The sequence below is a fragment of the Paraburkholderia phenazinium genome (assembly GCF_900100735.1).
GTDB classification, from domain to species: Bacteria; Pseudomonadota; Gammaproteobacteria; order Burkholderiales; family Burkholderiaceae; genus Paraburkholderia; species Paraburkholderia phenazinia.
Genome location: NZ_FNCJ01000013.1, coordinates 1 through 10,871 on the forward strand (window position 1 = coordinate 1; position 10,871 = coordinate 10,871).

General features: G+C 62.5%; 10 protein-coding genes. 6 read left to right on the forward strand and 4 right to left on the reverse strand.

Annotated elements, in window-relative coordinates:
* Window positions 1–490: 490 nt before the first annotated feature.
* Window positions 491–1,606, reverse strand: coding sequence for an AI-2E family transporter (locus BLQ92_RS25185; RefSeq protein ID WP_090687879.1), 1,116 nt, complete (start codon window positions 1,604–1,606; stop codon window positions 491–493).
* A gap of 289 nt (window positions 1,607–1,895) precedes the next feature.
* Between BLQ92_RS25185 and BLQ92_RS25190 the strand changes: the two genes are divergently transcribed.
* From BLQ92_RS25190 to BLQ92_RS25205, 4 genes are all read left to right on the forward strand, one after another.
* The gene (locus tag BLQ92_RS25190; RefSeq protein ID WP_090687883.1) at window positions 1,896–3,110 is read left to right on the forward strand and encodes a DUF2863 family protein; all 1,215 of its coding nucleotides are present in this window, start codon (window positions 1,896–1,898) and stop codon (window positions 3,108–3,110) included.
* 294 nt (window positions 3,111–3,404) lie between these two features.
* Window positions 3,405–4,268: a LuxR family transcriptional regulator gene (locus BLQ92_RS25195; RefSeq protein ID WP_090688517.1), complete on the forward strand. Its 864-nt coding sequence runs from the start codon at window positions 3,405–3,407 to the stop codon at window positions 4,266–4,268.
* Window positions 4,269–4,412: 144 nt separating this feature from the next.
* Window positions 4,413–5,087 (forward strand): energy-coupling factor ABC transporter permease, encoded by a 675-nt coding sequence (locus BLQ92_RS25200; RefSeq protein WP_090687887.1) that lies wholly within the window; start codon window positions 4,413–4,415, stop codon window positions 5,085–5,087.
* A gap of 172 nt (window positions 5,088–5,259) precedes the next feature.
* Window positions 5,260–5,913 carry a BspC domain-containing protein gene (locus BLQ92_RS25205; RefSeq protein ID WP_090687890.1) on the forward strand — a complete coding sequence of 218 codons (654 nt, stop codon included), beginning with the start codon at window positions 5,260–5,262 and terminating at the stop codon, window positions 5,911–5,913.
* Between the two features lie 263 nt (window positions 5,914–6,176).
* Here BLQ92_RS25205 and BLQ92_RS25210 read toward each other — a convergent pair whose 3' ends face one another.
* Both BLQ92_RS25210 and yaaA read right to left on the reverse strand, forming a co-directional pair.
* Window positions 6,177–7,331, reverse strand: coding sequence for a M14 family metallopeptidase (locus BLQ92_RS25210; protein ID WP_090687894.1), 1,155 nt, complete (start codon window positions 7,329–7,331; stop codon window positions 6,177–6,179).
* Window positions 7,332–7,413: 82 nt separating this feature from the next.
* The gene (yaaA, locus tag BLQ92_RS25215; protein WP_090687898.1) at window positions 7,414–8,196 is read right to left on the reverse strand and encodes a peroxide stress protein YaaA; all 783 of its coding nucleotides are present in this window, start codon (window positions 8,194–8,196) and stop codon (window positions 7,414–7,416) included.
* A 56-nt stretch (window positions 8,197–8,252) separates the two neighbouring features.
* Here yaaA and BLQ92_RS25220 point away from each other — a divergent pair, with 56 nt between their 5' ends.
* Together BLQ92_RS25220 and BLQ92_RS25225 are read left to right on the forward strand one after the other, a co-directional pair.
* On the forward strand, window positions 8,253–8,753 hold the full coding sequence (locus tag BLQ92_RS25220) for a putative toxin-antitoxin system toxin component, PIN family (protein ID WP_090687902.1): 501 nt from the start codon (window positions 8,253–8,255) through the stop codon (window positions 8,751–8,753).
* A 78-nt stretch (window positions 8,754–8,831) separates the two neighbouring features.
* Entirely contained in the window at window positions 8,832–10,004 is a 1,173-nt protein-coding gene (locus BLQ92_RS25225; protein WP_090687905.1) for a pyridoxal phosphate-dependent aminotransferase, read from the forward strand.
* 148 nt (window positions 10,005–10,152) lie between these two features.
* On the opposite strand, the gene BLQ92_RS25230 is transcribed toward BLQ92_RS25225, so the two are convergent.
* Window positions 10,153–10,800: a glutathione S-transferase family protein gene (locus tag BLQ92_RS25230; protein ID WP_090687908.1), complete on the reverse strand. Its 648-nt coding sequence runs from the start codon at window positions 10,798–10,800 to the stop codon at window positions 10,153–10,155.
* Window positions 10,801–10,871 lie beyond the last annotated feature (71 nt).

A 10,871-nucleotide genomic window follows, 5' to 3' on the forward strand; every position in this document is an offset into this window, starting at 1 on the left:
CAAACTCTTCAGTTCAATTCCTGTTACTGTTTTCGGTTGTTTTACCAACCGGTCGCTCACTCAACGTACTGACGAATGATTAACCTGTCCAGAGACAGGAAAACCTTCCTTTCATTACTGTGTGAGACTTGATACTTTCGCTTGTCGACAGACTCCGAAGAATCCATCATCGCGTCGCCATCAAGCGCCCACACTTATCGGCTGTTAATTTTTAAAGATCGATTACGCACTCACCACCGAAACCGCACCAACTTCACCTACCCGGCACCGCTTCGTTCTGCGTCGCTGCATCAGCAGCAGAGAAACGAGATTATGAAGAACTTTCGCTACGCCGTCAACAGGTTTTTTCAACTTCCTGAACCTGCCCACTTCGCCGAAAGCCTTGCCACTGCTGGCTCTCCCGCTTCTCCGCGCTCCGTTTTCCGGAACGCGAAAGAACGAGATTCTAGCGAGCCGACCTGCAGCTTGCAAGCCCTATCGGGAATTTATTTCAAGGTGCCTTTTGAACCGGTCGCGCGTCGTCTACAGGCGTTGCTTCGACCTCCGGCGTCAAGCTTCGAGCAGTCGAAGAACCGATCGTCCAGTCATGCAAAACGGTGTAGGCAACGGCCAGCAACGTCGGTCCAATAAATACGCCAAGGAAGCCAAACGCGAACGCGCCGCCAAGAATCCCCAGCATCACCAGAATCAACGGCATGTCGCTGCTCTTGCCGATCAAGATCGGCTTGATCACGTTGTCCGACATACCCACCGCGACCACACCCCAGATCACCAGGAAGATCGCCCAGCCCGTCGCGCCACCGTGGTAAAGCCAGATTGCCGCGGGCAACCAGACAATCACCGGACCGCCCGGCACCACGGAAAGGAAAAAAGTCGCCAAGCCAAGCAACGCAGGCGCCGGCACGCCGGCAATCCAGCAACCGAAGCCAGCCAGCACCCCCTGCACCAGCGCGGTACCGAGAATGCCGTAGACGACGCCGCGCACGGTATTGCCTGCCAGCGCCAACAGATAATCGGCGCGCTCGCCAGTGATGCGGCGCATCCCGGCGTTCAACCATGCCGCGGCGCCCTCGCCTCCTGTATAGAAGAAGAACGCCAGCACAATACTGAGCGCAAGCAACCCCAATCCGTGTGTCACCGCAATGGCTGCAGCCAGAATCCACTTGCCGGCCGGCGCCGCCAAGGTTCGCATCTGCGCGATCAACTCCGAGTTGCCGCTCGTCAGATGCGCCCAGAAAGCCTCGATATTCGGACCCACCAGCGGTATCCGCCCAACCCAGTCCGGCAGCTCCGGCAACCCATCTTCAAATAGCTTTTGCACCAGCGCGACGATCTCATGCGCATGCGCGCCGAAAGCGAACCCCGCGTAAACGAACGGCCCAAGAACCACAATCAGGATAATGAAGACGATCAGCAATGCCGCCAGCTTGCGCCGGCCGCCGACCAGCGTGGTCAGCCTGCGATACAGCCCCCACGAGCTATAGCTGAGAATCGCCCCCCACAGCAACGCCGTGGTGAATGGCGCCAGCACCAGTAACGAGCCGCCCACCAGCACGATCAATGCAAACACAGCGGCAAGCCGCTCGATCAATTGGTCCGATTTCACTATGAATCCCCTCGATTGTTTCAGACCACAACGACGCCAACGCCCGCGCTCATTGACGCAGTGCTGGAGGTCGCCTATATGGAAGTCCGTCGCGCAGCAGCCCCTACCTTGGGTCAATCAGGTGGTCCACGTCAACCCGCCGATCGGCATATAGCGCGCCGCCAAGGCCCCCTCGACCACGCCTGCGCCATGCCGCGGACAGCCCGATTCATCCAGCATCACGCGCAATTCATGGGGCGGCACAGAAAAGACTAGAATATACGGTTCTGTGCACCCCATTTCTGGATTTATGCGCTCGCGAATCGCCAAACGTCTCCCCCCCGATGCCGACAAGCTTGTCGGTCTCTCGCTCGCGCTATTCGCGTCGGGCAGCCGCACCGAAGACCGCTTCTGGGAAGCGAAGCTCGATGCGCTGCTGGCCAAGATCGTCCGCAACGCCAACCAGACAACCCTGGATGCGGCGCTGGACCATCTTCAGCAGAATCATCCGGATGCCTACGGTGCGCTCGCCGACATGGCGGAAACGCATAGCGAATCGTTCATCGTCGAGCACGACGGCGTGCCGCATGAGGCATTGCTGATCGCCGCGCCCGTGCTGGCCTGGACCCGCTACGCGATCCCCTCCGGCCCGCTGAAGAGCGACGCCGCGGACGCTTTGCGCGCCCATCTGCAGGCACACGTCCTCGCCGCCGATACCCGCGTGGCGATGGCGCCGTTCCTGTACAGCATTGACCAGTTGCCGCGCCATCACGTCGAAACCTGGCGCATCGCGCAGCAACTTGCGCAGGCCGCGCTCGGCGGCGGCACGGCGAAAATCAACTTCGGCGAACTTCCTGAGACCTCGCCGATTCTGGCCGACCCGCGCTTCCTGCTGGCGGTGGTCGCGGCCCCCCTCGGCGCGCCAGTGTTCCGCTGGCAGGAAGAGGAGCACGGCAACCGCATCGAACGCGGCCAATGCCTCGAGCAGTGGGCCAGCCAGGGTGGCGCCAATCTGTCACTGGCTTTGCCCGGCTGCGAATTCGAGTGCCTGCTGCCGGACGCCTACTACTCGGCCTGCCGGGACGCCGATGAACGCGTGCGCCCGCATACCGTGCGCACCGCAGTACGCTACCTGTTCGACACCATCAGCGCCGCGCCGGGCGACCTGCGTGCGGTCGTCGCGGGTTTCGGCGAGCGCCGGATCGACGAATATCGCGTCGGCTTCACGCGCCGCGGCAGCAACGAGGTGATCTATGGCGTCGTCTGGCCCCTGTATGGCCGGGAGAACGGCGAATCGGGCATTGATGAAGAACCGCAAGAGACCAGCGCCGTCAACGGCCCGCTCGAAGAAATCGTCGCACTGCTGAAGGAAACCGGCGTGACCGATATCCGGCGTCATGCGGGCCGCTTCGAGCCTGAATATTGCGATGATTGCGGCGTGCCGCTATACGCCGACCCGCTCGGCGAAATCGTCCATGCGGAAATGCCGGAAGACGCCGAACCCGCACAACCGCATTTCCACTGATACGCCCTGCGGCGGTCTTGCCGGCCACGGCCCTGCACCCTAGCAGGCCTGGGCGGCGAGACCGCCCGCCAGACCTCTACGGCCCAATCGGCTTACGCTGATTGGGCCGTTTGCGTTTCCGCACGGCCGGGCGTCGGGGGTCCAGGCATGTCACTTGTCTTATGCCATCCGGCCAGGCCGTCAAAACGCAAGGAATTTGTCATCATGACGCTGGTGGCGCATCGCAATCAAACCGGCTTCCTCTGCCGCTCGCTAGCATCGCGCCATCACGATCGATTCATCTGGAGGCATGGCATGCGATTCTCGGTTCTCAACTCGGACGCGGAACGACGCGACGGACTCAAGGCACTGCTGCGGCAAATCGACCGCCAGGCGCGTTTTAATGAAGCACAAGACTGGCGCCAGATTGACCGCGCGCTGCGCCGGCAAACGCCGGATCTGCTAGTGATCGATTGGCAGGACTGGATGTCCTCGGCCGCCATCCTCCGCTTGCTCGCCGAACACCCCGGCCTGCGGATCGCCGTGCTCACGGGCGACACCTCACCCGAATGCGTGTGCGACCTGCTCGACAAAGGGGTGCTCGGTGTCGTCCCGCGGGACACGGACCCGCGCCTCATTGTGCGGGCACTCGAAATCGTCCTGCTTGGCGGCCACTACGTTCCAGCGGGCGCGCTGGCGCTGCCGCCTCCGCCGCCGCCCGAACCCGTCCCGCGCGAACCGGAGGTTGTCGTCAACCCACCGCCCAAGCGGGCCCGGCTCGCGAGCGGCCTGTCGCCGCGTCAGGAGCAGATCATGCGCTGCGTCCACATGGGCAGCACGAACAAGATGATCGCCCGCACGCTCGGCATCAGCGAAGGTACCGTCAAGATCCACCTGGCTAGCATCTTCCAGCAACTCGGCGCCCCTAATCGCGCCGCCGCCGTCGCCCTCTATAACGGCTGGCTGTCGGCCCAGCTCGAAGTGCTGCGCACCGATCAAAACAACCCGCCGCGACCGGTGATGGGTGAGCAGGGCGCCGTTCCGCTGCGCCGCCGCAACCAGCCGCCGTTCGCGTACCCGTTGCCGGCAAACGACGCCACGCAAGAGCAACTGATGGCGGCAGAACCAACGACGCCATTCGGCGAACCGGTCCCGGACGAATCAACCGAACCGGAGTGAGCCGGGCGCAAGGCCGCTCGCTGCTGGCCGCTTGCCGGCCCGTTCGACGGGAGGGTTTGACCGCCGACAGGAAATCCGCCCTCAGTCACCGCTGGCATGGAATCCGCTCACACCTTTTTCCATCCAACGAGTAATATGAGATTTATGGGTTTCCTCTACACACCGCTTCCGCTATGGGTCGCTGTCGGTGGCTGGGTCGCCACCGCGCTGCTGCTCGCGCTCGCGCTGTGGAAAAACCCTTTCAAACGACTGCAAGACGCGACCCTTCAACACGTCTGGCTGGCGATCATCGTTGCCGTCTCGGTGCTCTGGGCCAGCAATGCATGGCTCGACGACGGCACGGTGATGCATCTGCTCGGCGCAACGCTCGTGGTCACGCTGTTCGACTGGGGGCTCGCCCTCATCGCCATGGCCGCGGTCACTGGGCTTGCGGCGGTCGTGTTCGATGCTCCATGGCAGGGCATCGCGCTCACCTTCGTCATCTACGGTGCATTGCCAGTTGGCATCTCCGCCTTGCTGCAGCGCGCCTGCATAGCGTGGTTGCCGCGCAACCTGTTCATGTTCATCTTCGGCCAGGGCTTTGTCTCCCCCGCCATCGCGGTCGCGCTTACGGCAGGTGCTGCGGTGGGCACCCATATCGCCATCTCCGGTGGCTCGATGACCGTCGTACCCGTCGGTTATGCGTTCAGTGTGTTTCTGCTGGCGACTGGCGAGGCATGGTTCACCGGCATGTCCACGGCGCTGATCGCCGTCTACCGGCCGGCATGGGTCACGACATACGACGTGCGCCGTTACCGGCTAGGCGGCCCACGCATCTAGACGAGGCGGCCCCGGCGCGCCAGCAACGCCAGGCGGCAATCAGTCCGCATCGCGCACGCGTAATTCGAGACTGCGTACCACGACAGGGCAAAATATTTGTGTCAGGATTGAACTCCTTCCAGTCGTTGGGCATCTTACGTGCCTGATGTCTCAATAGCGTCTACCGAACTAGATGGATCGCACCAACGTACCGCGCCGATTGCTGCGGGTGGTCGGCCGGTTAGCGGCATGTGCAGCGAGTGCCTCGCTCATGTGTGCCGCTCCCGCATTCGCCGATCAGCTCGAACAGCACAACGAACTCGTCGATAAATTCGTCAACGACATGCATGCCGACCCGCTTGTAGCGGATTGCGCCGCGCATGGCAATTTTGTCGCCAGCACCTCCACCGCTTTCGACCACGTCGAATTCCCACCCAGCTCCTTCGATAGCGCGCACTCTTCGGTCACGCCGTGGAACGACTCGTTCGACGAAGGCAAACAGAAGGTCAAGGTCGACAACATCGTCACTGTGGAAGGGCTTGGCGTACGCCAGGACGGCAGTGGCGATCCGGCCGACCTGAAATTCCGCTGTGGCTATGTGGGCAACCAGATGCTCGCGTTTAGCTGGAACGATCCGGTGCCGCCAGCCAAACCGCGCGCCGAGCCGTCGTCCGTCAAAGGCAAACACAAAGGAGTCAAGGGCAAGCACTCCACCGGCAACAAATCAGCTACCAAGAAGTCGCCCGGCAAGAGTTCGAAGAAAGCCACCTCGAGCAAGTCGTCATCCAGTAAATCGAGCAGCCAAAAAGCGTCGGCGAAGAAGACGTCGGCGAAGAAGCCGCAGTGACGCCTTGACGCATTAGCGCGCGAGGACGCAGTTGCGGCGGCCGGCGCTCGGGTGCCCGCCGGAACGCCCGCCACCGGAATGCCGGCCACCGGAATGCCGGCCACCGGAATGCCGGCCACCGGAACGCCGGCCGATCCAAACGCTCAGACAAAAGCAAAGCGAGGCATGCGCTCAACGCACATGCCTCGCTTTTTGTTGCTACGAAAACCGTTACGGCGAATGCTCGTGAGCGACCCAACGCCGCTGCACCAGCATTAGCCGCGTCAGGCGAACCTCTCCACATGCCGCAAGATTGCCTGCAGCATCGCAGCGCCCAGCGATGCACTGCGCTCGCCATTCCAGCCTACCCGCTCATCCGGCAGATTCGCGTTGTCCTTGAACGGCATTTCGAGCGTCAGCGACAGACAACCGAATTCATTGCCGATGTATTTCGACGCCAGCTTCAGCGCATCTTCGCGATATTTGCTCGCTGCGTAGCCATACTTGTCCTGGAAGTCGGGACTCGCGTGTTTGAAGGCCTCGATAAACGCCTTCTGCTCCTCGCCCTGGCGCTCCGTAAAACCCGGCAACATTTCCGAGCCCGCCACGAACACATACGGCAGCGCCTCGTCGCCGTGAATGTCGAAGAACAGATCGCAGCCGGTCGCATGAATGGCGTCGCGCACCAGCAGCACTTCGGGGCTGCGTGCCGCATCGGGCTCCATCCACTCGCGATTCAGATTCGCGCCGGCGGCATTGGTACGCAGATTGCCGTGCACGCTGCCATCGGGATTCATGTTCGGCACGATGTAGAACACCGCGTGGTCGTAGAGCTTACGCGCGACCGGGTCGCCCGCCCAATCACCCCAACCGGCGAGGCGCTTCACCATGCCTTCGACGAACCATTCCGCCATTGTCTCGCCCGGATGCTGACGCGCGATGATCCAGATCTTCTTTTTCGGCGTCTCACCGGTTTGCGGCGTGCCGAGCGTGAGCAAGGACATCGGCCGGCCTTCGACGCTGAGGCCGAGTTCGGTCAGCGACGCCTGCGGCATCTGCTGCACGGCGCCCAGAAACTCCGAGTGACGCTCTTCGCTATACGGCTCGAAGTACGCGTAGTAGATACGGTCGAAGTCGGGCGTGTGGTCGATCGTCAGCACCCGGCCGTCGTACGAGGTCGGCACGCGGAACCAGTTTACGCGGTCGTAGCTCGCGGCCGCCTGATAGTCGCGCCAGCCTTCCGCGAACGCACAGTCCGCGGCGTTCTCGAAAGTCATCACGCAACGCTCGCCCTGCGCGCCGGACAGGCGGAAGTAGAACCACTGTGCAAACTCGGCGTGGCTGTCGGGCCGCACGCGCAGACGGATGTTGTCGGCCTGCTCGCAGGAAAGGACTTCGATCGCGCCTGCGTCGAAGTTGCTCGTAATGGATAGTGTCATGATGTTTTTCCCGGCTTAGGTGCCCATTGCAGTCGGTACGGTACGTTTCGCTTGCCCGCTCGAATCAGCGCTCATCTGGCGCTCACTCGGCAATACGCCGGCGGAATACGTAAGTCGAATCGTTCGATGCCTCGGCGTCGAACGCATAGCCCTCGCTATCGAAGCCCTGCAACTGCTCCGGCGCATCAAGGCGGTTCTCGACCGCATAGCGCGCCATCAGGCCACGGGCGCGCTTCGCGTGGAAGCTAATGATCTTGTAGCGTCCGCCCTTCCAGTCTTCGAACACCGGCGTAATCACCGGCGCGTCGAGCAATTTCGGCTTGACCGACTTGAAGTACTCACCCGATGCGCAGTTGACCAGCACCCGCGCAGCGCTCGCGTTCTTCTTTAATTGCGCATTCAGTGCCTGCGTGATGCGCTCGCCCCAGAACGCGTACAGATCCTTGCCGCGCGCATTGGCAAAGCGCGTCCCCATTTCGAGCCGGTATGGTTGCAGCAGATCGAGCGGACGCAGCAGCCCGTACAGGCCCGACAGCACGCGCACGTGCTTTTGCGCGAAGTCGAGATCGGCTGACGACAGGCTCTTCGCGTCGAATCCTTCATACACGTCGCCGTTGAACGCCAGCACCGCCTGCTTCGCATTGCTGGTGTCGAACTTGGGCGACCACTCGGCGTAACGCTGGAAGTTGAGCTGGGCGAGCGGATCGGAAATGCTCATCAGCGTGCCGATCTGCTGCGGCGACAGGCGGCGCAATCCACCGATCAATTCGGCGGCGTCATCGACAAAATCGGGGATCGTATGTTTCTTGACGTGCGGAGGGGTTTCGTAGTCGAGCGATTTCGCCGGCGACAGAACGATTATCATAGAGGCTTGCAGGCACGCCGTGCCTGGCGTTAATGACGAAAGCCAGATTGTAACGAATGCCCGCCTCCCCTGCCGCACCCGCACTGCGCGTGGTCCTCGATTCGAACGTATGGATCGACATCCTCGTATTCGACGATCCGCACACGCGGCCCATCCGCGCCGCCCTCGAGAGCGGCGCGCTCGTAGCGTTGATCGACGCCCGCTGTCTCGCGGAACTCACCTACGTGCTCGACTATCCGCAGTTCGCCAAACGCGAGGTCGACAAGTCGGCAGCGCTGGCCACGGTGACGCGCCTCGCGCAACGGGTCGAACCGCAGCCCACGCCCGCGGAGACGCCGGCCGACAATGCACGCCCGCTGCCGAAGTGCAAGGACCGCGACGACCAGAAGTTCCTTGAACTGGCCCACGCCGCGCAAGCCGACTGGCTGGTGTCGAAGGACCGCGCGGTGCTGAAACTGGCGCGCCGCATCGCCCGCGACTTCGATTTCCAGATCGCCCAGCCGGCGCCGTTCGTGGCCGCCTGCGCGCTGCAAGCCGAGGAGCCCGCGCCGGCCTGACGCGCGCGTTGCGCGCCGATTCCCTACAATCGAGCTTCACCCTGTCTTCAAGACCACCGCCTAAGCACCGATAGCGCCATGAATGCACCGCACGACACGCCGATGATCCCATCGTTTCCGTCCCGTCTGCCGGACGTGGGCACCACCATTTTCACTGTGATGAGCGCGCTCGCCGCGGAAAAAGGGGCCGTGAACCTCGGCCAGGGCTTTCCGGACTTCGGTTGCGATCCGCGGATCGTCGATGCGGTGGCAACGGCCATGCGTGACGGCCACAACCAGTACCCGCCAATGGCAGGCGCGGCGCCGCTGCGCCAGGCCATCGCGGACAAGATCGCCAGCCTGTACGGCCGCCGCTATGACGCGAACAGCGAAATCACCGTTACGGCGGGGGCCACCCAGGCGCTTCTGACCGCGATTCTGTGCACGGTGCACCCGGGCGACGAAGTAATCGTGATCGAGCCGAACTACGACAGCTACGTGCCCTCAATCGAGCTGGCGGGCGGCAAGCCGGTGTTCGTCACGCTGGAAGCGCCTGAGTACCAGATCCCGTTCGACAAGCTCGCCGCCGCGATCACGCCGAAAACCCGCCTGTTGCTGATCAACACGCCGCACAATCCGACCGGCACAGTCTGGCGCGCCGAGGACATGCGCAAGCTCGAAGAAATCGTCCGCGGCACCAACGTGCTGATTTTGTCGGATGAGGTCTACGAGCACATGGTGTACGACGGCGCGCCGCACGAGAGCGTCGCGCGCTATCCGGAGCTTGCGCAACGCAGCTTCGTGGCGTCGAGCTTCGGCAAGACCTATCACGTAACGGGCTGGAAGGTGGGCTACGTGGCCGCGCCCGCTGCGCTCACCGCCGAATTCCGCAAGGTCCATCAGTTCAACGTGTTCACGGTGAACACGCCGATGCAGGTCGGGCTCGCCGAGTACATGCGCGACCCGGCGCCGTATCTGGACCTGCCCGCCTTCTATCAGAAGAAACGCGATTTCTTCCGTGCCGGCCTCGCCAACACGCGCTTCAAGCTGCTGCCGTGCACTGGCACTTACTTCCAGTGCGTCGACTATTCGGCTATCAGCGACCTGCCCGAAGCCGAGTTCGCGCAATGGCTGACCGGCGAAATCGGCGTGGCGGCGATTCCGGTGTCGGCGTTCTATCACGAGTCGCATAACTCAGGTGTGGTGCGCTTCTGCTTCGCGAAGCAGGAAAGCACGCTCGCCACCGCGCTCGACCGGCTGGCGCGCCTCTAGGATGATACCCGCGATGCCGCGAACGAAACTGCGTTCTGCGCCATCGCAAGCGGCAGCGGCGCGCGCTTACGCGCCGCTGCCTTACGGAAGGGGTGCAAGCCGTTCAGGCCTATCGGACGAACGAGGCAATTCGAGCTGCACCAGCCCCTCACGCCTTCGCCGTTGCCGCGATATAAGCCTTGCGATCCGCCGTCACGCGCTGTGCCGCGGGCCGTTCGCCGATCACCTTCACATAACGCTTCCAGTCCACGCCGGCATCGAGCAGAAAGTCGCGGCCGTAGATGGTCTGCGTCGCCATGCCGACCAGCGGCAGGCTCACGAACGCAGCTATATCAGCCGCACCGAATTTGGCCCCGCGCAGAAACGGGTCAAACTTCGCGAGCCGCTTGAAGCCAGTGATATGACGCGTCAGCAGCTTTTCCACCCGTCCTTTGGTCGCATCGGTCACCGTGCCGCCGAAAAAGGCTTCCTTGTAGAGATCGCGCGCCACCAGTTCCAGGTGAAGGTCGACGAACGTAATCAGCTCGCGCTCTTTGGCGGCTTCCCACCGATCGGCGGAAAAAATCCCCTTCTCGGGAAAGCGCGCGTGCAGGTACTCGACGATCGCCTGCGATTCGCACAGGTCGCCCTGCTCGGTCTGAATGAACGGCACCTTGCCGAGCGGCGAGTGCATGAGCAGCGACTCTTCCTGGCTCGTCATCACGAAGGACTCCTCGAACGGAATGCCATGTTCGAGCAGCACGAATTTGACTTTGTTGTAGTAGTTAGACAGCGCAAAGCCGCACAGTTTGATCATCGGGTGTCTCCTTCTGACTGGTGGTCGGAACCGCTCATTGAAATCGAACCGGCGGCCTTTGTATCAATCAT

Coding starts and splice junctions, on each gene's coding strand:
- BLQ92_RS25210 (WP_090687894.1), bottom strand. CDS start 7,331: ATGACACTATCCATTACGAGCAACTTCGACGCAGGCGCGATCGAAGTC.
- BLQ92_RS25200 (WP_090687887.1), top strand. CDS start 4,413: ATGGGTTTCCTCTACACACCGCTTCCGCTATGGGTCGCTGTCGGTGGC.
- BLQ92_RS25195 (WP_090688517.1), top strand. CDS start 3,405: ATGCGATTCTCGGTTCTCAACTCGGACGCGGAACGACGCGACGGACTC.
- BLQ92_RS25225 (WP_090687905.1), top strand. CDS start 8,832: ATGAATGCACCGCACGACACGCCGATGATCCCATCGTTTCCGTCCCGT.
- BLQ92_RS25230 (WP_090687908.1), bottom strand. CDS start 10,800: ATGATCAAACTGTGCGGCTTTGCGCTGTCTAACTACTACAACAAAGTC.
- BLQ92_RS25205 (WP_090687890.1), top strand. CDS start 5,260: ATGGATCGCACCAACGTACCGCGCCGATTGCTGCGGGTGGTCGGCCGG.
- yaaA (WP_090687898.1), bottom strand. CDS start 8,196: ATGATAATCGTTCTGTCGCCGGCGAAATCGCTCGACTACGAAACCCCT.
- BLQ92_RS25190 (WP_090687883.1), top strand. CDS start 1,896: ATGCGCTCGCGAATCGCCAAACGTCTCCCCCCCGATGCCGACAAGCTT.
- BLQ92_RS25220 (WP_090687902.1), top strand. CDS start 8,253: ATGCCCGCCTCCCCTGCCGCACCCGCACTGCGCGTGGTCCTCGATTCG.